This is a genomic window from Marinobacterium sp. YM272, from assembly GCF_050908845.1.
Lineage (GTDB): Bacteria > Pseudomonadota > Gammaproteobacteria > Pseudomonadales > Balneatricaceae > Marinobacterium_D.
On sequence record NZ_CP194171.1, the window covers coordinates 3022898 to 3046553 of the forward strand.

Below are 23656 nucleotides of genomic sequence, written 5' to 3' on the forward strand. Positions count from 1 at the left end.
GAGCGCCCTCACAAGCTGTCCGGGTTCAGGCCCGGGCAGTTTTATACCATGCACGCACCGCCGGCCAGCGGTTGACCAGCATCGCCAGAAAAATCAGACCGCACCCTGCCATCTGCAACGCACTCATACTGTCTCCAAGCCAGGCCGCTGCCATTAACGCCGCCCAGACCGGCTCCAGCGTCATAATGATCGCCGCATGACTGATCGGCGCCATCCCCTGCGCGCGGGTCTGAATACTGAAACGCAGCACGGTTCCGATCAGAACACTCGCCATAAACCAGCCCCAGATATTCCATTCGTCGGGGATCTGCCACTGTTCAAAGAACGCCGAAACGAGCAGCGTAATCGCCCCGGTCACCAGCAACTGTATGGTCGTCAGCGGACCGGTCGGGGTTTTGCTTGAAGCTTTGCTGTTGGCAATAAACATCAGCGCGAGGAAGACGGCAGAAGCAAGGAAACAGAGCTCGCCCAACCCAATGTCAAACCCGCTATCCAGTGAAAGACAGGCCAGCCCGCCAACGACGCAGGGTAGCGAGTAATACACGTAGCGCCCCGGGCGATCACCGAAAAACACGCCCAGCAGCGGTACCAGAACCACCCCCAGGCTGACGAGAAACGCCCCTACCCCGATATGCGTGGCCAACTGCAGGCCCAATATCCAGAACACCATGCCACAGCCGAAAAACAGCCCCACCAGCAACGAGCCTTTCCACTGTTCATAGGTTAAACGGGTCAGTGCGGCGGCATTTACGCTCAGCAGGAGCAGTCCGGCAAGCGCAAATCGACTGGAGATAAACAGCAGCGGTGAAAAGCCGGCCAGGGACTCTTTCGACATAATCCAGCCGCCACCGGCAAGCAACGTGGTTATCACCAACAAAATATCCGCTTTCGTATGATTGGACAGGGCCAAACCTGATCTCCTTGCTGCGGAGGGTAATGCACACTCCGTGATATTGAATGTCCCGCTGCCTGGGATGCAGGCAGGCGTCGCCAGTTGCCAACCCTTATAGATGAGATGGGCGCTCCAAACCGGCTTCCGGTCGAGATCAAACATCAGGCTCGACAGACTGGCGTTCGTCGGCACAGCAGCTTTACTAAAAAGTAAGCAGCAAAGGGTTAAAAGATATTCCCGGCGATACAGGGCCTGAGCCTGAATGCAAGGCTCGGCTTTAAAGGACAGCGAAAAGTAGCACCGATGATACAGGAAAACGCATAAGCGTTCAGTGAAACAAGGAGTTACGGATGAGCAAGGCCAGTGTCCCAAGCCGCAACACCAGGCAGGCTTAAACCAGGATGAACAGCCAGGCCGACAGCCATAAGGTCCCGGTAGCCATAGGCACCATTGTCGAGGTGCATGGGCCGGTGGTGGTGATCCGCTGTAAGCAACTGCCACCGATGCGCCAGGCTCTGATCGCCTACTACGATCACGACAGCTACCTGTTCGAGGTGCATCAGCATATCGACCGTCACCATATTCGCGCCATTACCCTGCACCGCACCAGCGGGCTCTACCGCGGCATGTGGGTGTATGACACCGGGGCGCCGCTGCACGTGCCAGTGACGCCCGATTGCCTGGGACGCTTGCTGAATATTTTCGGTGAACCCCTCGATGACGGCGCACCGCTTAGCGCAAAAACCTACAGCAACATCCACCGTCCCGCCGCGGCGCTGTCCGAAGCCGTAGGCACAGGTGCGATACTTGAAACCGGTATCAAGGTGATCGACCTGCTCTGCCCCTTTGTCCGCGGCGGCAAGACCGGTCTGTTCGGTGGTGCCGGGGTGGGCAAAACCGTGCTGGTGATGGAGTTCATGCACGCGGTGGTCGCGCTCCACGCCGGTGTATCGGTATTCGCCGGTGTCGGCGAGAGGATCCGCGAAGCGCACGAACTCTGGCACGAGATGGACGAGGCCGGTGTGATGCCGGAAACGCTGATGATGTTCGGGCAGATGGATGAATCACCGGGCGTGCGTTTCCGCATCGGCCTGTCGGCACTGACCTACGCCGAGTACCTGCGCGACACACTGCGCAAGGAGGTGCTGTTCGTAATGGACAATATCTTCCGCTTCGTACAGGCGGGCAGCGAGATCTCCAGCCTGCTCGGACGCATGCCCGCCACCGTGGGCTATCAACCCACCCTGATCACCGAGGTGGCCGAGCTGCAGGACCGCATCCTCTCCACCCGGGACGGCGCCATCACCTCGGTACAGGCGGTGTACGTGCCGGCCGACGATATGACCGACCCGGCAGTCGGTGCCATCCTGAGCCACCTGGATTCCTCTGTCGTACTCTCCCGCGCCCAGGCGGGCAAAGGGATCTATCCGGCGGTGGAACCGCTCCAGTCCAGCAGCCGCCTGATGGACCGGCATACCCTCGGTGATCGCCACTACACCATCGCCGAAGCGGTACGGGAACATCTGGCGCGTTACCGTGAGCTTGAGGACATTATCGCCATGCTCGGCATCGAGGAACTCTCGGCCCAGGACCGCCGCATCATCATGCGCGCGCGCAAATTGCAGCGTTACCTGACCCAGCCGTTCCGGGTCACCGCCTCCCATACCGGTCTCAAGGGCGTTTCGGTTCCCCTGAAAGCCACGCTGGATGATTGCGAGGCCTTTCTGCGTGGTGACTTTGATGAGATCCCCGAACAGCAGTGCTATATGCGCGGCACCATGCAGGAGGCCGGCGGATGAACACCTACGACCTGGAACTCCTCTCCGCCACCGAGACGCAGCAGATCGGCAATGTGGTCTCCTTTGTCGGCGAGGATGCCTCCGGCAGCTTCGGCGTTCAGGCCGGGCACACCCGCCTGATGACGCCACTGGTATTCGGACTCGCCCGGTTTCGCTGCCAAGATGACGATTGGCAGTACCTGGCTCTGCCGGGCGGCATGCTTTACTTCGTCGATAACCGCCTGCGCATCTGTACCCGTCGCTTTCTGCTGGACCGGGACTACCAACGCATCTCCACGCTGCTGCAGGAACAGCTGCTGGCCGAGGAAACCAACCTGACGACACTGAAACGGGGCGTACACCGGATGGAGCAGCAACTGATGCGAAGGCTCTGGGAGCTGGGCCGCGATACACCGGGGCTGGAGTAACAGCATGAGCGAAAAACCGGACGACAAGCTGCGCCAGCGGGTGGAGCAGCAGGCCAGGCGGATGCAGCAGGCGGAAAAGGACCGCCCCAACCTGCTGGCACAGACGGTTTATATGGGGCGGCTGGGACTGCTGTTCGTGCTGCCGGTCATCGGTGGTGCTTATCTTGGCCGCTGGATCGACAACATGCAGAGCGGCTACGAGATGCGCTGGACCCTGAGCCTGATCTTTCTGGGCGTCGTGGTCGGCGCGGTCAACCTCTACCTGGCGATTCGGGAGTAGCACCAAAAGAGATGAAGGGAAACGAGATGTTTACCGGCGTCGTATTCCGGCTCGGCCCGCTGGAGGTCACGGGAACCGTAGTGACCACCTGGGTAATCGTCGCGCTGCTGGGTCTTGGCGCCTGGCTGATCACGCGCCGGCTGCAAACCGACAGACCGGGGCGGATCCAAACCCTGGCCGAGGGTATTATCAGCGCCGCTGAAGCGGCCATCCGGGCAGTGGCGCCGGATCATGTACGCCTGCTGCTGCCGTTCATCACCACGCTGTGGATCTTCATCGTAATCGCCAACCTGGTGGGGCTGATACCCGGTCTGCACTCCCCGACCCGCGACCTGTCCGCCACCTCGGCACTGGCGCTGCTGGTGTTTTTCTCGGTGCACTGGTTCGGCATTCGCGATCAGGGGCTGAAAAACTATCTCAGGCACTACCTGAGCCCGACACCACTGATGCTGCCGTTTCATATCATCAGCGAAATCTCGCGCACCATCGCCCTGGCGGTCCGCCTGTTCGGCAACATCCTGAGCCTGGAAACCGCCGCCCTGCTGATTCTGATCGTGGCCGGTTTCCTGGCGCCGATTCCGATCCTCATGCTGCATATCATCGAGGCGCTGGTTCAGGCCTACATCTTCGGCATGCTGGCCCTGATCTACGTGGCCGGCGGCCTGCAATCCCAACAGCTGCGTCAACAACTCGGCCAGACACAAACGGATAACAACAAGGAGAACAGCGGTGAATGACATGTCCTGGTTCACGATTCTATCGACACTCGGCGCGGTGCTTGCCATCGCCATCGGTGTATTGGGGCCGGCCTTTGCCATGGGGCGCGCGATCAGCAGCGCCCTGGATGCCCTGGCACGGCAGCCGGAAGCGGAAAAGTCGATTATGCGCACCCTGTTTATCGGCCTGGCGATGATCGAGTCACTGGCGATCTACGTGCTGGTGATCGTGCTGATCGTGCTGTTCCGCAATCCGTTGCTGGAATACCTGCTCCCGGCATCCTGATACGGAGGCGCACAACGGTGGAACTAAGCTGGTCAACCCTGGTTCTGGAGATCATCAACTTCGGCGTGTTGATGTGGCTGCTGCTGCACTTCTTCTATCGCCCGCTGCAAAAGGTGATCGCCAGACGCCAGAGCCGTATCGAAGAGAAGCTCCGCGAAGCCCAGGCGCTGAAGGAGCAGGCACAGCAGCTCCAGGAGCGCTATGAGAACCGCCTGACCCACTGGGAGCAGGAGCGCCAGAGTGCCCGCGAAGCACTGGCTACGGAGCTGGCCGAGCAGCGCAAACGACTGGAGGAAGCCCTGCACCATTCGCTGGAGCAGCAGCGCCAGAAAGCGGAAGTGGTGGCCCAACGCCGCAGCAGCGAACTCCAGGAGCGGATCGAACGCCAGGCGATGGAGCAGGCCGCAGGTTTCGCGGCGCGTCTGCTCTCGGAAGGTGCCGGGCCCGAGCTGCAAAGCCGGCTTAACCGCCTGCTGCTTGAAGCACTGCCTGAACTGGATGCGGAACAGATCGACGAACTGCGCAGCGAAGCCGAGGATCACACCGCTGCAATCGAGGTGCAAAGCGCTTTCGCACTGGGTACTGATGAAAAAACCGCCCTTAAAAACGCCTTTGAATCGCTGCTGGACAAGTCCTGCCACTGTGAGTTTAACGTTGAGCCGGAGCTGATCGCGGGCCTGCGTATTGCCATCGGCCCCTGGGTGCTGCACGCCAATGTGCAGGACGAACTGCGCGGCTTCCTGGAGTTTTCCCATGACGCCGGATAAAAGCGATACCAACGCCGGCCGGCTCCAGCATCAAAAGGAGTGGCTGGACAGCTACCGGCCAAGGCTCAGGGTCAGTGAACAGGGCTATGTGGTTTCCGTGGGCGACGGCATCAGCTGGATCAGTGGCCTGCCCACCGCGGCCATCGACGATGTGCTGCTGTTTGACGATGGCAGCCGCGGGCTGGTATTCGATCTGACCCAGGGTTCCGTGGGCGCGGTGCTGCTCCACGCCACCGATCAGCTTACCGCCGGCACCGGCGTTACCCTCAGCGGCCGTCAGCTGAGCCTCCCGGTGGGGGATGCCCTGCTGGGCCGGGTTATCGACCCGCTAGGGATACCGCTTGATGGCGATAGCCCACCGAAATGTGACGGCTACCAGCCGCTGATGCAGGCCTCTCCCGGCATTGTCGAGCGTGACTTCGTGCACCAGCCACTCTATTCAGGCTGCAAGGTGGTCGATACGCTGATTCCGATCGGACGCGGCCAGCGCCAGCTGATTGTCGGTGACGAGGGGCTCGGGCGCAGCTCGCTGGCACTGGATACGGTGATCAACCAGCGTGACCAGCAGGTTCACTGTGTTTACGTGCTGATCGGCCAGAAACGCTCCACGGTAATCGATACCATGGAGCTGCTGCGCCGCTACGACGCCATGGACTACACCACGCTGGTAGTAGCGGAAGCCAGCGCCCTGCCCGGCCTTCAGCACCTGGCCCCCTTTGCCGGCTGCGCCATCGCCGAATACTGGATGCACCAGGGGCGGCATACGCTGGTGGTCTATGACGACCTCTCCACCCACGCCAAGACCTATCGCGAATTGTCGCTGCTGCTGCGCCGACCGCCGGGCCGCGAGGCCTACCCGGGCGATATTTTTTCGATCCACGCCAGCCTGCTGGAACGCGCCACCTGTCTCAATGCCGCCCACGGCGGTGGCAGCATGACCGCCCTGCCGATCGTTGAAACCCAGCAGGGTGAGATCGCCGCCTACATCCCCACCAACCTGATCTCCATCACCGACGGCCAGACCTATCTTGATGCCGAACTGTTCAGTGGCGGCTTCAGACCCGCAATCGATATCGCCAAGTCGGTCTCCCGAATCGGCGGCAAGGCACAGCATCCGGCGATCAAGCGCGAGGCCGGACGGCTGAAGCTGGATTACCTGCAGTTTCTGGAGCTGGAGGTATTTACCCGCTTCGGTGCCCGTCTGGAAGCGGCCATGGAAAAGTCGATCCGGCGGGGTCGCCTGCTGCGCGAGCTGCTCAAACAGGAGCGCCTGTCACCCAAGTCGATCGAGTTTCAACTGGCCTGGATGATCGCCTATAACGATGGGCTGCTCGATGAGCGGGAGCTGAGCGCTATTCCCGAGCTGCTGGCCGGCCTGGAAACCCAGGTGGCCGGCTCCGGACTATCGCTGGATGAGGGGCGCGAGCGCTGGGCCAAGCAGCTGCGCGGCTGGTTGTCCGCCGAGACCGAGGCGCAGCCATGAGCCGCCGCCACGAACTGGCGTTGCACCGTCAGAAGCTGTCTGAAGCCCGGGAAGTGATGAACTCGATGAAATCCCTGGCGTTCATGGAGAGTCGAAAACTTGCGCAGTTCCTGGAAAGCCAGCGTGAAGTGGTGACCACACTGCAGGCGGTAGCGGCCGATTTTCTGCGTTTTCACACCCCGCCCGAGCCGCCAGACTTCACTGGCCGCAGGGTTTATCTGCTGCTCGGCTCCGAGCGCGGTTTCTGTGGCGGCTTCAACGAAGCACTGATCGACAGGCTCGATCAACAGCCCGACGCCGAACAGGCAGGTCTGATCAGCTGCGGCCACAAGCTCAGCACCCTGCTGGAGGAAGACCCTCGTCTTCTGCACCAGGTGGAGGGGGTAACCGTACTCGATGAAGTCAGCACCCTGCTGATCCGGGTGACCACTCTGCTGGCCGAGCTGACACAACAGCAGGGCCCGCTTCATCTGCAGGTAATTTACCACGATGAGGCGCAGAAAGAGCTCCAGGTACAGCAGCTCCTGCCGCCCTTCCTGGCGCAACCGGCCAGGGCTGATAAGCCCCGTTCGGGTGTCGCACCTGAGCTGCATCTTGAGCCGCGCCAGTTCTTTTCCGAGCTGGTGGATCACTACCTGTTCGCGCTGCTGCACGAGGTGATCTATATCTCGCTGATGTCGGAGTACCGCCAGCGTACGCAACACCTTGACGGCGCCGTGCGCTACCTGGAAGAGAGACTGGAAGAGATGCGCCGCCGCGATAACCAGCTGCGCCAGGAGGAGATCACCGAGGAGATCGAGGTTCTGCTGTTGAACGCCGCCGGCACCGAGCCACCCGCCGAGGGCTGAGCCAGACCCTTATCCGGTTGTTACTCCTTCGGGATCACCTTGCGAAAGGTCAGATTGATACGCCCCTCCGTGATCCCGGGGTCACGCGGCACACTGTGAAACCAGTGATGCTGAAATCCCGCACGCATCACCAGCAGTGTGCCGCTGTGGAGCGGCATTTGCCCCTCTTCATGACTGTCCCTGTGCTGCCAGGCGAAGGTACGACTGGCTCCCAGCGTCAGCGACGCGATCACCGGCGCCGGGCCGAGTTCTGGCTCATCATCGGCATGCCAGCCCACGTAGTCCTGTCCGCAGCGATACAGATTGACCAGCACCGAGTTGAAGCGGCTGCCGGTGCGCAGCTCCACCCGCTTGCGAATGGCAAGCAGCAGCGGGGTCCAGTCCCGCGTCTGCAGCAGGTTATTGCTGTAGCTATAGCGGATGCCCGGGTCCGCATGCCAGGTCTGCTGGCGTGGCAAGGCAAAGGTTCGTCCGGCGACGCTGTAGTGATTGTCCGGCCAGGCGTTCTCGGTGAGCAGTTGCTGATACAGACTCTGGCTCTCCGCCGAGGAGTAGAAGTCGTCGATAATCTCAAGATCGTTCAGCGGCGAAAAAGGCGGGAAAACGGGACGCTTGACTGACATCGGCAGAATATCCACTGATTTGTAGGGGCTTACTATTCTGCCATGACTGGCGCTTTTTTAAACAGGCAGAGGCCCCGGTGTTTGCTGCCCGGCCTGTTCAGTCTCATCCAGCCAGAGCGCGTGAATACTGGTTGCCAGCGCCTGCAGTGCCACCTCGGTATTGCGCTGCTTCAGCATGACCAGGCTGAGGGCGATATCCGGCACCTCGCCGGGCCAGCTGACGCCGTATCCTTCAGCGACGGCAGCCTCGGCATCCGAACGTTTTACCAGCGACATGCCGACGCCGGAGCGGATCAATGCCCGTATTGCATCCTCGGTGTCACACCAGACGATCTCGGTGGGCGGTCGTTTCCGATCATGGAACAGCCGCTCAAACAGCTGATAGATGGGGCAGTTTGGTGTGGTATAGACCCAGGGAAGCCGGGCAATTTCATCCAGTGATTTACCCTCGATGCGCTCCGCCCAGGCCCGGGGCGCAAGAATATGCATCGGCACCCGGCACAGCTCGGTCACCTGCATATCCGCCGCATCACAGGGGCCGAACATAAAGCCCGCATCCAGCTGCTGCTGACGCAGTTCTTTCAGCACTTTGGCGGTACTGGTCTGCAGGAAATGGGCGACCAGTTGCGGGTGACGGGATGAGAGCAGCCGGAACAGCTCTCCGACCCGCATATACCCGAAGTCGGTATGGATGCCGATGCGCAGCTCCCCGACCAGCTCATCGCTCAGCTGCATCGCCTGCTGGGTAAACTGCTCCGCCTCACGCAGTGTACGTTGCGCCTGCTCGAACAGGCGCTGACCGGCCGGGGTCAGCAGCATCCCTTTCGGGGTACGGGAAAACAGCTGGACGCCGGTCTCCTCCTCCAACGCCTTTATCTGGGCACTGATGGCGGGCTGGCTGGTGAACAGCGCTGCGGAGGCACGGGTCAGGTTTCCCTCCTGAGCAACCTTGACGAAGGTTCGTAGATGATAGAGTTCCATGGCCGGCCTCCGTTACTTTGTACTCATTAAACCATAGCCCCTCCTGCCGCACTCATCACAATTCCTGAAGCCCCCGTTCCGATTAAACGATTGGATCGAAAATCGGCCCCTTCTTAAGCTGATCTCAGCAATCAAAGGAGGTCCACCATGAACACTCAGGTACAAGCGTTTAATCTCCAGTGCCGTGAAGAATCGCGGCCTGCCAGGACGATCAAGCTTGCGGATCTGTTCTCACGTCTTAAAGAATGGCACGCCCGGGCGCGGCAGAGACGCCAGCTGGCGACGCTGCCGCCGGAGATGCTCAAGGATATAGGCGTCAGCCGCACCGATGCGCTGAAAGAGGCAAACAAACCGTTCTGGAGATGCTGAACAGCCCGGATATGCTGCTCTGTCTCTCCGTTCAATTCGACGCACGCCTTTGCCGCCTGCGCCGCCCTGTGACATTGTTAATGTAGACGGGCAATGAAAGGCGGTTCAGCATGAACGAGATAGAGCCTCAGATACGCAACGCAGTGCGTGGCCTGATCATCCGCGACGGCCACGCCCTGCTGCTGAAGAAAGATGGCTACGACACCGGCGGTGTTCGCTATGCACTGCCAGGCGGCGGCCAGGACCCGGGCGAGGCGTTGACCGACACGCTGCTCAGAGAGTGCGAGGAAGAGATCGGCTGCGCGGTGGTCGCCGGTGACCTGATCGCCGTGAAGGACTTTCTGAAACAGCGTGACACCGAGCCGGTGCGCTGGCGTCACGTGGTTGAGTTTCTGTTCGCCTGTGAGCTACCGGACGGCTACCGGCCGGGCAACGGTCCCGCGCCGGACAAGCACCAGGTGGATGTGGTCTGGATGCCGCTGGACAGGTTCAGCGAGATACAGCTGTTCCCGCAGTACCTCGGCGAACTGATTCCGCAACTTTGCCAGCAGCTGCTTTCACCCTATCAGGGACGCTTTGTGGACCCCGGGTTTACTGCGGACTCCTGATCAGTGCCGGCTGCTCCTGCAGCGCTTCCACCGCCAGCTGCAACGGCTCGCGAATACCGGGCTCGGCATCCTTGAGGTCACTCAGCACCGCTTCAAGTGCCTGCCGCAAGGTTTCCGGTTCGGTCTGCAGGCGATCAAAACAGTGCAGCGCATAATTGGCGGACTGGTGCTCGGACTCGGCGCGCGCCTGCATCCCCCTCAGCTTGTGCAGCGCCAGCGTTGCCATCTCCAGGCGCAGCAGCAGGGTACCCCACTCGGCCGCCCGAAAGCGCTGGTTGCCAAGGGTGTCTGACCAGCGCACCAGATGAAACAGACGATGGAAGGTTCTGGCACGCCACAATTTATGGCTGGATGGATCCTCCTCGGAGGCGGCCAGGCGACGCAGCTCATCCACCATCTGTGCCTTCAGCGTATCGATACGCCGGCCGGCGTTGGCCGGATAGATCAGCAGATAGCCGGCCCAGGCGATCAGCGGTGCAGCGATCACCGCCAGACTCAGGATGACCGAGCTTTGCAGTGTGCCCTGCAGCGGTAGCCCCGGCTGCGACAGCAGCAGAAACACCATGTTGTAATCAAACCCGGTCCCGACCAGGCGACGGTGCGACATCAGCACCACACCCAGTCCGATAAACGGCCACATCAACAGCACCTGCTGCAGCTCCGAGCCCGTATACGGCCAGACCACCCAGTGACAGATCAGCGCGGCGGCAGCGCCCATCACCTGTCCCGCAAACACGAAGCGCATAATCCTGGCGGGGCTGTCGAAGGTGGATAATACGGTCGCCATCACCGAGACGCCCAGCAGCATGTAGGCACCAAACGCCTGCCCGCTTATAGCCCAGACCAGCCCGACCGAGATCATCAGCGTGAACGCCCGGATACTTGCCTGGCGAGCGCCGATCCAGTCGCGATGCAGCACCAGCTGCGGCGACAGCTGATCGTCAGCCTCGTCGATCATCAACGGTTTGAGTTCGGCGTCCAACCCCTTCAGCAGGGTGTGCAGACGCGACAGCTCCGGCACCTTATTGATCGCCTCAAGCAGGGTCTCAAACTGGGCAGGAATCGCTGCCCCCGTCTCCCGTTTTTCCAGCAGTGCAATAAGCTTCTCCAGCCCATGCTCAACCTCGGTTGTGAGTGCCGCTTCCATACCACGGCGCCGCCAGAGCAGCACCGACACCAGCTCCGGTAACACCCGCCGGCACTGGCGCAGCCTTACCCGTGACAGCCCCGTATCGACCCCACGCATCTCCAGCGCCAAATCCAGCCCGGCCATGCGTGATACCAGCGCATGGCGCTTCTCCAGCAGGGTTTCCGGGTTACCGTGCAGCACCGCATTGACGTGACGCATCACCCCGGCGGTGAAATCGATGATCTGCAGCAGGTCGTCACGTGGCGCGGAACGGGCGGCAAAAAACCAGCTGATGGCGAAAGCAACGACTACGCCCGATAGCGCCGTTGCCATGCGATCAACCCCGAGCGAGAGGATCTGGTCATGGTGGGGAATATCCACCAGCGCGACCAGGGATGCGGAGTAACCGGCCAATATTGCGCCATAGGCAAGGAAGGAGCGCACCAGATGCCCGGCCAGCACACAGGCGGCCACCCAGCAGGAGAGCGTCAGGGAGAGCAGCAGAATATTGCCACCGCACAGCAAAACGATCAGTACACCGACCACGGCGCCCAGTACCGTGCCACCCAGGCGCGCCAGGCCCTTGGCGACCAGCTGCCCCCGCGTCGGCAATGACGCCGCCCATACGGTCATACCCGCCCACTGCGGATGGTCCAGCCCCAGGCCCCAGGCCAGAAGCACGGCCAAAGCCGCAGCGATGGCCGTGCGTAGCACAAAGCCGACACGCCCGGTATCGAAGCCAAGGCGGGAAAGGTAGCGGGTCAGGTCAATCACCGTGTCGTCGTCTCCAGCGCCTGGTTCAGACGCGTTTCAATGGTTTCAAAATAGTTAAGCATCTGCACCAGCGCCTCCCGATCAAGATTGCCCAGGGCTTCGTTCTCGGTACGCTGCAACAGCGCGTTGATCGTCTCAACCTGTGCGCGCCCCAGAGCCGTTAAATAGATACGCCGGGCACGCCGGTCTTCGGCGTCGACGCGCCGCTCCAGCAGGGATTTTTCCACCAGCAGATCGATCAGGCGAACCAGGGTCGACTTATCCAGCCCGGCACGGCTGGCGAGCTCTTTCTGGCTGATACCGTCACCGCTGCGGTAAAGATGCATCAGGGGAATCCAGGTCGCATCGCTGAGCCCGGCTTCGGCCAGTCGCAGGTCCACAAACCTGCGCCAATGACGCGCCAGGGAGACCAGCCGATAACCAAACACAGCCGCCGGCTCATCCAACGCCCCACTGGCGTGGTTATCATCGTTCATAATCCAGCGCCCGGACATTTAGTTTGAATACAAACTATTTAATCAAAACGCGCGGAGCTTTAACAACGATGCTTTTTATAGGAATAGGTGAGTGATTTTCACTTGGGCAGATTTTGCCTTGAGGAAAGTTTTACGAAGCGACTCGGGGGGCTGATCAGCCCCCCGGCAAGGTTGGACGATTAACTGCTGGCGTCTCGCGCCGCGCCGCTGATCGCCTCACCCGCTTTTTGCAGATCCTTGCCTGCGCCTTCAACGGTGGCACATCCGGCAAGGTAACCGCTGCCTGCCAGAATCAGCAGACAGCTCAGTAAGGAACCAAGAATTCCTTTACGCATGGCAACTCCTCATGCAACTCCTGATAAAGTACCGAGGAGATAATACCGCCGCCTGGACAACTTGGCTACGCGGCGGTTTGCATGAGACCGATCAGTCCGCGTCTTCGGCCGCCTGTTCAATCTTTTGACCCGCTTTCTCGATATCCTTGCCGGCCCCTTCGATGGTATTGCAGCCAGACAGAACAGCGCCCGCGGAAAAGAGCAGCAGGAACGGGAACAGGGAGCTGATTGTGCGCTTTTTCATCTTCGTTTCTCCGTTAACGAGTGTCCAGAAAGACTAGAAGCTGCGCTGCCTTTACGCCAATGAAGAGGGTACGGCCTGGGGCCAGCTACAGGCGATCCTGTTGCGGCCGTTTCGCTTGGCCTGATACAGCATGCGATCGGCCACCTCAAACAGCTGGGAGATATCTCCCCCCTCTTCCGGCGTTATGCAGGCAACACCGGCACTGATCGTGACCATATTACCGGCGCTGGACGCGGGATGCAGGATCGCCAGATCCAGCACCTTACGCCGACAACGCTCGGCAATATCCCGCGCCGCCTCACGCCCGGTATCTGGCAGCAGCAGCGCGAACTCCTCACCGCCGTAGCGGGCGAATAAATCGCTGGCACGACAGGCCACACCACCCAGTGCGCCGGCCACCTGGATCAGGCACTGATCACCCTGAAGATGACCACACTGGTCGTTGTAATCCTTGAAGTGGTCGATATCGACGATCACCAGAGACAGCGGCGTGCCGTTTCGCAGCGCCCGATTCCACTCCCGTTCCAGCGTCTGGTCATAGAGCCTTCGGTTCGCGATACCGGTCAGACCGTCCCGGTAGGAGAGCGCCTCCAGCTTGCGGTTGGCCTCTTGAAGCTCCTGCTCCATTTTCTTGCGCTCGGAGATATCAAACATAAATCCGACCAGCGCCTTGGTTTCCCCGTTTTCACGAATCACATGCACCACGTCGCGCACCCACACGTAGTTGCCGTCGGCTGTCAGGGCGCGATAGTCGGCTTCGTGATCGATACCTTCCTTGCTTTGCGAGATGCACAGGTTGGCGGTCTGCTCACGCTCGTCCTCATGGATACGGTCGATCCAGTCCTGGGCGGTCGCCCAGCTTTCCTGCGTCCAGCCCAGCAGTGCTTCGATCTGCGGACCTATGTATTCAAACTCCAGGGTTTCCCAATTGATCTTCCAGGGAATCGCCTTGGTAGACTCCAGTAACGTCTTGTATACAACCTCGTCATCCTTCATCGCCATCGCGAGCTCCGTCTATTTCGGTTATATCCTGCTGCACCTGTCGTTCGGTCTGGCGCTTTCACCAGTAACAACAGCAATCCAGGCAGAATACAATAAAGTCGCCATATGATGACAGATAAATAGAGGATAACGAACAGCGGTTATCTCAACTGGCTGTCTTTACTGCCACGCCGATTATAGCCACTCGTCTGTTTCTGGGCGGCCTCAAGCTCGCTCTGGCAGCGTATACAGATCTGCACACCGGGCACGGCCTGCCGCCGCGCTTCCGGGATGGGCGCGTCGCATTCCTCGCAATGGGTTGCACTCTCGCCATGCGGCAGACGGCTGCGTGCAAGATTCACCGCATCATCCACACTGGCATCGATCTGCTCCTGGACGCCGCCGTCCTTTGACCAACCACCTGCCATAAGTCTCTCCTGCAACGATTACTTCTACCCACAATGCTAACCGCTAACCAAGCGCGGCCCGTGTCAGACAGCGACAGCCAAATCGTCAGTATCACCCGTACCAAACCATTCCACCAGATAGTCGATGAACACCCGCGCCTTGGTTGGCAGGTATCGGTTGGGCAGGTAAAGCGCATAGATGCTGGCCGACGGTGAGCTGTAGTCCTGCAACACCGGCTCTAGCCGCCCCGCCCTGATCGCCGCGCCAACAATCGTTGACGAGAGCATCACCACACCCAGCCCACCCAGCGCCGCCTCCAGCATGGAGTTCACATTGTTCACCTTGAAACGTCCCTGGACCGCCACACCCTGACTCCCCGCGTCATTACTGAAGTACCAGAGATTGAACTCGGGATTCGGCAGATACTGCACACAGTTGTGGCTCTCCAGCTCCTGCGGGTGTTGCGGTCGGCCGTGGCGATCCCAGTATTGCGGCGATGCGCAGACTATCCGATGAGTACGGTGCAACAGCCGCGCCGATAACTGTTGCGGTGGCTGCAGCGTCACCCGGATCGCTACGTCGACGCCTTCGTCGGCCAGATCCACGCGCCGGTCGGAAAGGTCCAGGTCCACCTCCAGTTCCGGGTAACGGTGCATGAACCCAACCAGCGCACGGCTCAGCTGGCTGGACCCGACACTGACCGGAGCCGTGACCCTCAGCAGACCTCTTGGCTCCTCCTGCAGATGCGCAACGGAGGCCTCCGCCGCCCGCGCTTCGTTCACCACGCGGCGACAATGCTGGTAAAACACCCGCCCCGCTTCGGTCAGGCTCAGCCGACGCGTGGTGCGGTTAAGCAACCGCGCGCCGAGCGCGGCTTCAAGAGCGCCAACCCGTTTGCTGACCACCGGGGTGGAGATCTCCAGCGCCCGCGCCGCTGCTGTAAATCCAGAATGCTCAACGACAGCAGCAAACACAGCCATATCGTCCAGAGAGATCATCCGCCCACCATTACATAATTTGTAGAAATAATAATTTTCAATAAAGGCAGATTATAACTCTTGAAGAAACTGTTAGCCTGTGCGATCGATTCGAGGAGACCATCCATGACCCAGCGTTCGATCTGGCCTGCAATTTTGCTTCTGTTGCTTACCACCTGCTCCTGGGGCGGGATGTTTCCGGTCGCAAAACCGATGCTTGAGTCCATGGATCCCTTTACCCTGACACTGATCCGGTTTGTACCGACATCCGCCGGCCTGCTGCTGATTCTGTTTTGCGTGGAGGGCCGGCAGGCCTTCCGCTTTGACGGACGCCTGTTGCGGCTGATCTTCCTGGGCACCCTCGGCTTCGCCTGCTTCAATCTGCTGGCGTTCAACGGTCTGCAGAATACAAAACCGGAGCACGGCGCCGTGATCATGGCGACACAGCCGATGATCGCGGTACTGATCACCTGGATTTACCGGGGCCTGAGGCCGGGCACATTTACACTGGCCAGCATAGGCACCGCCTTTGCCGGTGTCTTCCTGGTGATTACCGGGGGGGATATCGAGCGAGCCTTTGGTGGCGGCAAGGTGCTCTGGGACCTGCTGTTCTTTGCCGGTGCCACCTGCTGGGTCTGTTACACTCTGGGGGCGCAGTCGTTTCACGACTGGTCACCCCTGAGGTACACCGCCATCACGTCGCTGTTTGGTACCTGCAGCATCGCCGCTATCACCCTTGGGTTGGTCGCGGCCGATCAGGTATCCCTGCCGGAATGGAGCACGCTGGTGGAGATGCGCTGGCAGTTTGCCTACCTGATTCTGCCGACCGGTATCATGGCGGTACTGTTCTGGAACACCGGCATCAAAATGCTGGGGCCGATCAACGGCGTCCTGTTTATCAACTTCGTCCCGGTCTCCGCCTTTACTATCGGCATCATCCAGGGCCACAGCATCACCGCGGCGGAAGTCACCGGCGCCGGGCTGGTGATGGCTGCGCTGATCGCCAATAACCTCTACGTACGCTCCCGTATCCGGCACAGTTTGGACAGTTCACCGACCGCCAACTAAAGGGGGGCTCCTTACTGGTCAGGAAGGGACGGCCGTCCTTCAGGACAGGCTACCCCCCCTGCCAGTAACCTGGCAGATCACCCCAGCCCGAACGCACTTTGCGCGCCTTCAACTACCATCCCCGTGCCGATAACCGCTACGATCAGCCCCATCATCCGGGCTATCCGCCGCGTCGTCTTTTAATCTTGGTCACTGGTGAGGACAAGAAAGATCGGGACATTGGCGACCGTCAGGAATGAAAGTGCAGTACATACGATGTACTGCACAATATCGCTACGGGGCTGAATGGAAAAGCGGCGGGATCAGGCTTTTTTCACGAACTCGGACTTCAGCATCATCGGGCCGATACCATCGACCTTGCAGTCGATGTTGTGATCGCCATCCACCAGGCGGTTGATTTTCACCTTGGTGCCCACCTTGATGGTGGATGATGAGCCTTTTACCTTCAGGTCCTTGATCAGCGTAACGTTATCGCCATCGGCCAGTTCGTTGCCATTGGCATCGCGAACCACCAGCACATCTTCAGCATCTTCCGCCGGCTCATTGGCAGACCACTCATGACCACAGGACGGGCACACAAACAGCCCCTGATCTTCGTAGGTGTAATCAGCAGCGCAGCTGGGGCAAGCGGGATAATCAGCCATCAGGGGGACTCCAAATTCAGGATGTTAAACATAGGAAACGGGCTATAACCCCATTTAGGGCGCGTATATTACACCAAATGCCCTGCAAAATGCTGACGCCGGTATTCAACAATCTGTTCCGCAGTCAGGTCGCCCTGGGATTGCTCTCATACAGCAGGCGCAAATAATCCCGATAAGCCAGTATCTGATCCCGGAGACGATCATTGGTTTGAAAAATACGCGATAGGATAATCCCGCCCTCGACTATGGCCGTAAACATGTCTGCCAACGTCTCAGGCCGCGTTTCCTGGCGCGGCGTATAAACCTGCTCTATCTCTGCCAGCTGAGCGCTTATTAGCTCCCGCCAGGCCAAAACCCCCTGTCTGATAAGATCCCGCACTTCGTCATCAAACTGCTGGGTTTCGTATGTAAAGCCGGCCACCAGACAACCCGGATGCGTCTCCTCAAGGTTATTCATCATCTCGGCAAAGAGGTTCAGGAAAATAAGAAGCTGATGCAGGGGATCTTCACTGAGGGATCTGGACCTTGCGAACAGATCGTCAAAGATTTGCGAATCCCCTTCCAGATAACGCAGTACCAGCGCTTTGGCCAGTTCTCCCTTACCCTTGAAATGGTAAAAGAAGCCACCTTTGGTGATCGCTGCCTTCTCGAGAATGTGATCGATCGATGTCCCGGCAAAACCCTGCTGAAGGATCAGTGACTCAGCCGTCTGCAAAAGTCGATCGCGACTACTGTTGCTACGGACTGACATTTTCACCCCTCCTTAACTTTACCTTTGGTATAGCAACCCTGGCCGGAATCAGCCTCCAGTGAGGCCAACAGTGCACAATCATCGCTAACCATTTGTTTTTATTAGAAGCAAAAACCTGACATTTCAACACTCAGGGTTCACTGCTTTTAACTATCCCCGGACCTAAGCTACTCAACACCTAATAACAACAACCTGAGTATAGGGGGTTCTCCATGAGCAACATCGATCAACTGTCCGCGAAACTGTTTCTGACAGATGGTGGTGCGGAAACAACACTTGTTTTTCACGAAGGGTTTGAGCTGCCCTACTTCGCCGCTTTCCCGCTGCTGGATACCGCCCCTGGCCGGGCAGCCCTGGATGCCTACTACCGAAAGTACCTGGCCATCGCGATCAAGGCGCGTACAGGATTCATCCTGGAGAGCGCGACCTGGAGAGCACACCAGGATTACACGGAAAAACTGGGATACGACCGCAGAGAAGCTGATCGGGTCAACCGCGACGCGATAAAGATGCTGAAGGCACTCAGAGAGCAATACGAAACACCGGACAGCCCGATTCTCATCAGCGGCTGCGTCGGCCCTCGCGGAGATGCCTATCAGCCAGGCCACTGTATGACACCGGACGAAGCCGAGCGCTATCACCGTGCACAGATTGAAAGCCTCGCCTCTGCAGGCGCCGATATGGTCAGCGCCTTCACCATGAACTATGCCGAGGAAACCATCGGTTTTGCGCGGGCGGCCCGCGCAGTGGGCATCCCCTCGGTCATATCGTTCACCACCGAAACCGATGGCCGTCTGCCCAGTGGAGAGGCACTGAGCGATGCGATCAAACGGGTGGATGCTGAAACAGATTCGGCGCCTGTCTATTACATGATCAACTGCGCGCATCCAGACCATTTTACGTCGGCGCTTGAAAAGGGTGAGGCCTGGATCAAACGGATCAAAGGCATACGCGCAAATGCATCACGCCTTAGCCACGCGGAACTGGATGAGAGCGAGGAACTGGACTCCGGCAACCCGGAGGAACTTGGCCAGCTTTACCGGGCACTGAGAGACCGGTTCCCCCAGTTCACCGTGCTCGGTGGCTGCTGTGGCACCGACGAACGGCATATTGAGCAGATATGTCACTGCTGTGCACCCAGGACCTGCGCCTGAAAAGATCAACGCCGCTGCGACAAGGGGTGAGGCCAAGGCCTCACCCGCTTCCATGCCTGTCAATCGATTGCCCCTTCTACCCAACCCGGGATGCTGATCTGCGGGCAAACCGGCAGAGAGGACCGACTAGGCCGGCTCCTGCTCGACGCAGGTATGAATCTCCACGGTAATGTGAACCAAACCGGCCGAGGCGGGAATACGTGCCTTGTACTCATCCGGCGTAACCGGGTTATGCGCGACCAGCGCGATCTGCGCCGAATAGATGCCGGGGCCGATAGACCAGAGGTGCAGATCCGTCATCCGGCTATCGCCATCCTGCTCGATCGCGTCACGCACTGTGGTTTGCAGCGCTTCAGGTGCCTGCCGATCCAGCAGCACAGCGGCGGTGGTACGCAACAACCCGTAGGACCAGCGGGCAACCAGAACCGCGCCGACCACCCCCATAACCGGGTCCATCCAGACCCAGCCGAAATACTTGGCACAGAGTAGCGCTGCGATCGCCAGCAACGAGGTGAGCGCATCGGCCATCACATGCAGGTAGGCTGATTTCAGGTTGTGATCATGGTCAGCCTGGTGGTGATCGTGACCGGCGTGCTGGTGGTCTGAGTGCTGGTCTGAGTGGTGATGACCCTGCTGGTGATTCTGGTCGTGGTCGTGGTCGTGGCTGTGGCTGTGGCTGTGGCTGTGGCTGTGGCTGTGGCTGTGGCTGTGGCCGTGATTATGACCGCCAAGGATAAACACGCTGGCACCGTTAACCACCAGGCCCAGCACCGCGACACCGATCGCCTGATTAAATGCGATGGCCACCGGATCGATCAGCCGAGCGATACTCTCAGCGCCCATGTACAGGGAGAAAACCGCCAGCAACACTGCACCGGTAAAGCCGCCCAGCGCATTCACCTTCCCCGTGCCGAAACTGAACTGCCGGTTGCGCGCATGGCGCCGCGCATAGGCATAGGCAAACGCGGTAATCCCCAGAGCCACAGCGTGGGACGCCATATGCAGGCCATCCGCCAGCAGCGCCATCGAGCCATAATGGATCCCGGCGATGATCTCCACCACCATCATCAACGCGGTCACCGCGATAACGATCAGCGTGCGCGACTCACCGGGTCGGCGCTGGTCCTGGGCGAAGGTGTGGTCATGTTGCCAATGGCTGAGATTATCCTTGTGCATGCTTTTCTTTACTCTTCGGTTGAAATTGCCGGACCGGGGATAGCGGGCGGCAAGTTTAAACGTCTCAGGCTTGAGCAACAGCGGCGGATCAGGCACCCCTGGCAACAGGGTCAGATTACGATGACTGACCTTTCGTTCGGGTCTGTTTTATTTTCTTGCCCTCTTTCACCACTTTCGCGAACGCCCTCCCCTGGGCACGCTTCTCGGCGAGGGTTGTCGTTGCCAGGGCATTTTCGCGCAGGAGCTTCTTATAATTGGCGAGTCGGCGGCTATCGAGCCTGTTTTCGGCGACCGCCTGCTGCACTGCGCAGCCGGGCTCGGTGTCATGTTTACAGTCTGCGAACTGGCACTGCGCTGCTAACCGTTCGATATCATCGAACACGGCACCGATTGACTGCTCGATCTCCGCAACCCGGAGCTCCCGCATACCCGGCACATCGACCAGCAGACCGCCAGAAGGAAGCCTGTGCAGTTCGCGGTGAGTCGTGGTGTGGCGCCCCTTCTTGTCCTGCTCACGAATGTTACCGGTGGCGGTCAGCGTATGCCCCGCGAGGCTATTCAGCAGCGTGGATTTGCCGACCCCGGAGGAGCCGACCAGCGCCACAGTGGTGGTTTTGTCTATCCAGCACCGAACACTGTCAAGAGACGAGGGATCAAGCGCATTCACCGCCTCAACGGGCACGCCTGCCTGAGTACTGCGGGCACGCTGGATGTAGCTATCCCTGTCACTGGCAAGATCGGCCTTGGTCAGCACAATAACAGGACTTGCCCCTGCCTCCGCACACAGCGCCAGGTAACGTTCCAGCCGGGATTCTTTGAACTCTTCGTTACAGGAGGTGAGGATAAACAGAAGATCGATATTCGCCGCTATGGGCTGAATCTCATTGCGTTCGCCAGCTGCCAGGCGCTTGAACAGGCTTTTCCGCTCAAGAACCTGTTCGATCCGCGTTAACGATGCATCCAGCACGACCCAATCTCCCACCGTCGGTCGGTCGATGGCCGCTGACTTGAGTAACGGGGACGAGAGCTCAACAACCCGCTCACCCGCGCCACAGATAACGGTGTTTCTTGAGCGCTGAACAGAGGTAACGCGGCCAAGGCGCTGCTGCAGAAGTTCCACGTCCGGGAGTTGCTGAATGAAAAAAGGAACAAGCCCCAGACTCTGTAATAAATCACTCATCTCAGCGATCCATTAATGCCCTTGTCCAACAGTATTACATTGTTTAGGCAGCAGGGAACCTTGTGGAGCTTCAGCCCGGTTTTACGGCCAGGGTAAGATAACAGGCAGCAGGTTTTCCGCTAGCCGAGCAACAGATCCTGCTGAATGGGAAAGAACTCACTGGCCGCCTGAATCAGCGAACCTGCCGTCAGGCCCGGCACGCCGTAGACCTCAACGCGTTTGCCCTTTTCCCGCAGTTTGTTGGCAAGCAGATCAAAATCGCCATCGCCGGAAACCAGCACCACCACATCCGCCTGTTCGGCATACTCCAGCGCATCGATGGTGATGCCCACATCCCAGTCGCCCTTAGCGGAGCCATCAGCCCGCTGGATAAAGGGTTTGAGCTTCACCTCAAACCCGATCGCCCGGAGAATATTCTGAAACTCCTGCTGTTTTCTGTCGCCACGATCGGTGGCGTAGGCGATCGCCTTCACCACTTCGCGGTTGGCGGTGGCGCGCTGCCAGAAGCGGTTATAGTCGAAATTACGCTGATAGATTTTACGGCTGGTGTAGTAGACGTTTTGCACATCCACCAGCAGAACGACTCTTTTCACGGCTGCTCCCCAGGCTGCTTCAGCCGACACCTTAGCAGTCTGGGGAGCACAGCTCTACAGGGCTGTGCGGACGATCAGGCGGTGGCATTGCCCACATCAAACGCCGGGATCTGATGCTCGTTAAACCAGCCGGGACGGTAATCGGTCCAGCAGAACTTCCACTGCCCATCAGCCTGACGTCGTGCCCGTAGCTGATAATGCGCGCCGTAGAGCCTGTTGCCCTGCTCATCCAGCGGCCGCTCGGGGATGATCCGGGCCACGATCAGTTTCGCATGCTGACCGTCGCCCTCATCCTCGATCCGCACCACCTCAGCGAAGTGCTGCCACAGGGTGGCCAGATGGCGGAAGCTCTTCAGCACACCGATGACGCTATCGCGTCCCGAAAGATTACCCACCGGCGCAAAGCCACCGGAGATATCCTCATCGTAAGCGCTGACCAGCAGCCCCATATCGTTCTGGTCCACGGCGAAGGAGTATCTAGCGTATAGCTCCGGTAGCGCCTCGTTCAGCGTGTCGGGCACTGCCGCCTTAGGCATGATCGCCCAGGGCGAGTGCAGTTCGCTGACCAGTACCGGCGGTTCATCGCCCATCTGCCAGCCGTTGCTGCCCGGCGGCTTGCGCCAGTGCGGCACCAGCCGATTATCGCCGCTGCTCCAGTTGACCTGCAGGCGCACTTCGCTGAACAGCCAGCGGCCATCAACTCGCTCAAAACGCATCACCAGTGCCGCGCCAAAGATAAACGCCGAGCGCCCCATTCGCTGCATCAGGCCAAACAGATAGAGGCTGGCAGCGCCCTGGTCACTGCCGGGCTCAACCGCCAGGTAGCGGTTGGTCATGCCACCCTGGAACGGGCGCTCGGAGGCGTCCTGCGCCAGCGCAGCAATGATCGCCTTTGCGCCTGAGTGCTCACCGTGCTGGCTGCTGATCAGGCGGGCATCCGCTGTGAACAGCCCGCCGAGCCGGTCGGTGGTGCCGTCAAGCCAGGCCTGGCCCAGCTGCTCGACCCGTTCGCCAAGGGCCTGACGATCAGAGATGATACTCATGATTGGTTCTCCTGTTGTAATGCCGGCAGCGCGTACTCATCCATCTCTTCGATGACCGCCCAACGTGAAAACGTACCGGCGCGCAGCGGTCGGACAGATGCCTGCGCGTAACCTCAGGCGTTTTCTGCCGGCCAGAGCACATCCAGCTCGGTGCGCTGGATACGCCACTCGCCGTCTATCCGTACGTACTCATCCAGGTAGCGCCCTACCAGCAAAAACGGATGCTGCGCCTGGTCGCGGTCGGTGACGAAATCGAGCAGGTAGCAGCTGCCCTTGGCGCTGTCCGGCCCGGTCAGGGTGATGTTGTGATTGGTCACCGCATGAACAAAGGGAAAGTGCTTGCGCTGGCGGGTATCAAAGGCGGTGTAGGCATCCGCCAGGCTCTGCTTGATCTCAGCCAGCCCGATCATCGAGCCCACCGTCACCTTCACCTCGGCGTCTTCGGTGAACACCTCGTCCATACGCTGCGCATTTCCGCTATCGAGCAGAAAACTGTAGTGCTGACGCAGGTTGCGGATCTCTTCTCGATCCAGCAGAGCGTTAACGCGCTGAATATCCAACTGGTCTGTCATGGAATGCTCCCGGTATCTGGTTTAAACGGCTGCCCTGCCCGCTGCAGGTCGCTGATAAGTGGGAAGCATTCTATTCTTTTAAATAAACGAGA

Annotated in this window: 29 protein-coding genes; 12 read left to right on the forward strand and 17 right to left on the reverse strand. The window is 59.7% G+C overall.

All coding sequences use genetic code 11. The annotated features are described in order from the left end of the window. Positions 1-25: 25 nt before the first annotated feature. Positions 26-1054, reverse strand: a complete 1029-nt coding sequence (locus tag ACQUQP_RS13395; protein WP_432695534.1) for a DMT family transporter — start codon at positions 1052-1054, stop codon at positions 26-28. A gap of 239 nt (positions 1055-1293) precedes the next feature. On the opposite strand from ACQUQP_RS13395, the gene atpD reads away from it, so the two are divergent. The 8 genes from atpD to ACQUQP_RS13435 are packed head-to-tail and all read left to right on the forward strand — an operon-like array spanning position 1294 to position 7478. Beyond that, entirely contained in the window at positions 1294-2691 is a 1398-nt protein-coding gene (gene atpD, locus ACQUQP_RS13400) for a F0F1 ATP synthase subunit beta (protein WP_432695535.1), read from the forward strand. Next, positions 2688-3098 (forward strand): F0F1 ATP synthase subunit epsilon, encoded by a 411-nt coding sequence (locus ACQUQP_RS13405; RefSeq protein WP_432695536.1) that lies wholly within the window; start codon positions 2688-2690, stop codon positions 3096-3098. The genes atpD and ACQUQP_RS13405 overlap by 4 nt, the downstream gene beginning before the upstream one ends. Before the next feature lie 4 nt (positions 3099-3102). Further along, positions 3103-3378 (forward strand): AtpZ/AtpI family protein, encoded by a 276-nt coding sequence (locus tag ACQUQP_RS13410; RefSeq protein ID WP_432695537.1) that lies wholly within the window; start codon positions 3103-3105, stop codon positions 3376-3378. Between the two features lie 11 nt (positions 3379-3389). Beyond that, entirely contained in the window at positions 3390-4115 is a 726-nt protein-coding gene (locus ACQUQP_RS13415) for a F0F1 ATP synthase subunit A (RefSeq protein WP_432695538.1), read from the forward strand. 1 nt (position 4116) lies between these two features. Further along, entirely contained in the window at positions 4117-4380 is a 264-nt protein-coding gene (gene atpE / locus ACQUQP_RS13420) for an ATP synthase F0 subunit C (protein ID WP_432698705.1), read from the forward strand. 17 nt (positions 4381-4397) lie between these two features. Further along, positions 4398-5147, forward strand: a complete 750-nt coding sequence (locus ACQUQP_RS13425) for a F0F1 ATP synthase subunit delta (protein ID WP_432695539.1) — start codon at positions 4398-4400, stop codon at positions 5145-5147. Continuing rightward, the gene (locus ACQUQP_RS13430) at positions 5134-6630 is read left to right on the forward strand and encodes a F0F1 ATP synthase subunit alpha (RefSeq protein ID WP_432695540.1); all 1497 of its coding nucleotides are present in this window, start codon (positions 5134-5136) and stop codon (positions 6628-6630) included. Before ACQUQP_RS13425 ends, ACQUQP_RS13430 begins: the two co-directional genes overlap by 14 nt. After that, positions 6627-7478, forward strand: coding sequence for a F0F1 ATP synthase subunit gamma (locus ACQUQP_RS13435; RefSeq protein WP_432695541.1), 852 nt, complete (start codon positions 6627-6629; stop codon positions 7476-7478). Before ACQUQP_RS13430 ends, ACQUQP_RS13435 begins: the two co-directional genes overlap by 4 nt. Positions 7479-7498: 20 nt before the next feature. On the opposite strand, the gene ACQUQP_RS13440 is transcribed toward ACQUQP_RS13435, so the two are convergent. Continuing rightward, positions 7499-8101, reverse strand: coding sequence for an alpha-ketoglutarate-dependent dioxygenase AlkB family protein (locus ACQUQP_RS13440; RefSeq protein ID WP_432695542.1), 603 nt, complete (start codon positions 8099-8101; stop codon positions 7499-7501). A 57-nt stretch (positions 8102-8158) separates the two neighbouring features. Further along, complete coding sequence (locus ACQUQP_RS13445) at positions 8159-9082, reverse strand: LysR family transcriptional regulator (protein WP_432695543.1); 924 nt, start codon at positions 9080-9082, stop codon at positions 8159-8161. Between the two features lie 147 nt (positions 9083-9229). Between ACQUQP_RS13445 and ACQUQP_RS13450 the strand changes: the two genes are divergently transcribed. Both ACQUQP_RS13450 and ACQUQP_RS13455 read left to right on the forward strand, forming a co-directional pair. Then, a complete protein-coding gene (locus ACQUQP_RS13450) occupies positions 9230-9451 on the forward strand; it encodes a DUF1127 domain-containing protein (RefSeq protein WP_432695544.1) in 222 nt (73 codons plus the stop codon). A gap of 110 nt (positions 9452-9561) precedes the next feature. Beyond that, entirely contained in the window at positions 9562-10059 is a 498-nt protein-coding gene (locus tag ACQUQP_RS13455; protein ID WP_432695545.1) for an NUDIX domain-containing protein, read from the forward strand. Here the strand turns inward: ACQUQP_RS13455 and ACQUQP_RS13460 are convergent. The 7 genes from ACQUQP_RS13460 to ACQUQP_RS13490 form a co-directional block, all read right to left on the reverse strand. After that, complete coding sequence (locus ACQUQP_RS13460; RefSeq protein WP_432695546.1) at positions 10043-11962, reverse strand: FUSC family protein; 1920 nt, start codon at positions 11960-11962, stop codon at positions 10043-10045. The genes ACQUQP_RS13455 and ACQUQP_RS13460 overlap by 17 nt on opposite strands. Further along, the gene (locus ACQUQP_RS13465; protein WP_432695547.1) at positions 11959-12438 is read right to left on the reverse strand and encodes a MarR family winged helix-turn-helix transcriptional regulator; all 480 of its coding nucleotides are present in this window, start codon (positions 12436-12438) and stop codon (positions 11959-11961) included. The genes ACQUQP_RS13460 and ACQUQP_RS13465 overlap by 4 nt, the downstream gene beginning before the upstream one ends. A 179-nt stretch (positions 12439-12617) precedes the next feature. Then, on the reverse strand, positions 12618-12773 hold the full coding sequence (locus ACQUQP_RS13470; RefSeq protein WP_432695548.1) for an entericidin A/B family lipoprotein: 156 nt from the start codon (positions 12771-12773) through the stop codon (positions 12618-12620). 91 nt (positions 12774-12864) lie between these two features. Next, positions 12865-13017 (reverse strand): entericidin A/B family lipoprotein, encoded by a 153-nt coding sequence (locus ACQUQP_RS13475; RefSeq protein WP_432695549.1) that lies wholly within the window; start codon positions 13015-13017, stop codon positions 12865-12867. 51 nt (positions 13018-13068) lie between these two features. Then, positions 13069-14019, reverse strand: coding sequence for a diguanylate cyclase domain-containing protein (locus ACQUQP_RS13480; protein ID WP_432695550.1), 951 nt, complete (start codon positions 14017-14019; stop codon positions 13069-13071). A 140-nt stretch (positions 14020-14159) separates the two neighbouring features. Further along, the gene (locus ACQUQP_RS13485; RefSeq protein WP_432698706.1) at positions 14160-14426 is read right to left on the reverse strand and encodes a DksA/TraR family C4-type zinc finger protein; all 267 of its coding nucleotides are present in this window, start codon (positions 14424-14426) and stop codon (positions 14160-14162) included. A 63-nt stretch (positions 14427-14489) separates the two neighbouring features. Continuing rightward, positions 14490-15404 carry a LysR family transcriptional regulator gene (locus tag ACQUQP_RS13490; protein WP_432695551.1) on the reverse strand — a complete coding sequence of 305 codons (915 nt, stop codon included), beginning with the start codon at positions 15402-15404 and terminating at the stop codon, positions 14490-14492. Positions 15405-15509: 105 nt separating this feature from the next. On the opposite strand from ACQUQP_RS13490, the gene ACQUQP_RS13495 reads away from it, so the two are divergent. Beyond that, entirely contained in the window at positions 15510-16451 is a 942-nt protein-coding gene (locus ACQUQP_RS13495) for a DMT family transporter (protein ID WP_432695552.1), read from the forward strand. 302 nt (positions 16452-16753) lie between these two features. Here the strand turns inward: ACQUQP_RS13495 and ACQUQP_RS13500 are convergent, their stop codons facing one another. Both ACQUQP_RS13500 and ACQUQP_RS13505 read right to left on the reverse strand, forming a co-directional pair. Further along, positions 16754-17095 (reverse strand): zinc ribbon domain-containing protein YjdM, encoded by a 342-nt coding sequence (locus ACQUQP_RS13500; protein ID WP_432695553.1) that lies wholly within the window; start codon positions 17093-17095, stop codon positions 16754-16756. 124 nt (positions 17096-17219) lie between these two features. After that, positions 17220-17846 (reverse strand): TetR/AcrR family transcriptional regulator, encoded by a 627-nt coding sequence (locus ACQUQP_RS13505; protein ID WP_432695554.1) that lies wholly within the window; start codon positions 17844-17846, stop codon positions 17220-17222. Between the two features lie 212 nt (positions 17847-18058). Between ACQUQP_RS13505 and ACQUQP_RS13510 the strand changes: the two genes are divergently transcribed. Further along, positions 18059-19000 (forward strand): homocysteine S-methyltransferase family protein, encoded by a 942-nt coding sequence (locus ACQUQP_RS13510; protein ID WP_432695555.1) that lies wholly within the window; start codon positions 18059-18061, stop codon positions 18998-19000. Positions 19001-19126: 126 nt separating this feature from the next. Here the strand turns inward: ACQUQP_RS13510 and ACQUQP_RS13515 are convergent, their stop codons facing one another. The 5 genes from ACQUQP_RS13515 to ACQUQP_RS13535 form a co-directional block, all read right to left on the reverse strand. Next, positions 19127-20176, reverse strand: a complete 1050-nt coding sequence (locus tag ACQUQP_RS13515; protein ID WP_432695556.1) for a cation diffusion facilitator family transporter — start codon at positions 20174-20176, stop codon at positions 19127-19129. Positions 20177-20291: 115 nt separating this feature from the next. Continuing rightward, positions 20292-21356: a ribosome small subunit-dependent GTPase A gene (gene rsgA, locus ACQUQP_RS13520; RefSeq protein WP_432695557.1), complete on the reverse strand. Its 1065-nt coding sequence runs from the start codon at positions 21354-21356 to the stop codon at positions 20292-20294. A 119-nt stretch (positions 21357-21475) separates the two neighbouring features. Next, positions 21476-21949: an NYN domain-containing protein gene (locus tag ACQUQP_RS13525; RefSeq protein WP_432695558.1), complete on the reverse strand. Its 474-nt coding sequence runs from the start codon at positions 21947-21949 to the stop codon at positions 21476-21478. Positions 21950-22023: 74 nt separating this feature from the next. Continuing rightward, positions 22024-22992 carry a nuclear transport factor 2 family protein gene (locus ACQUQP_RS13530; protein WP_432695559.1) on the reverse strand — a complete coding sequence of 323 codons (969 nt, stop codon included), beginning with the start codon at positions 22990-22992 and terminating at the stop codon, positions 22024-22026. Between the two features lie 113 nt (positions 22993-23105). After that, positions 23106-23564, reverse strand: a complete 459-nt coding sequence (locus tag ACQUQP_RS13535; protein WP_432695560.1) for a nuclear transport factor 2 family protein — start codon at positions 23562-23564, stop codon at positions 23106-23108. Positions 23565-23656 lie beyond the last annotated feature (92 nt).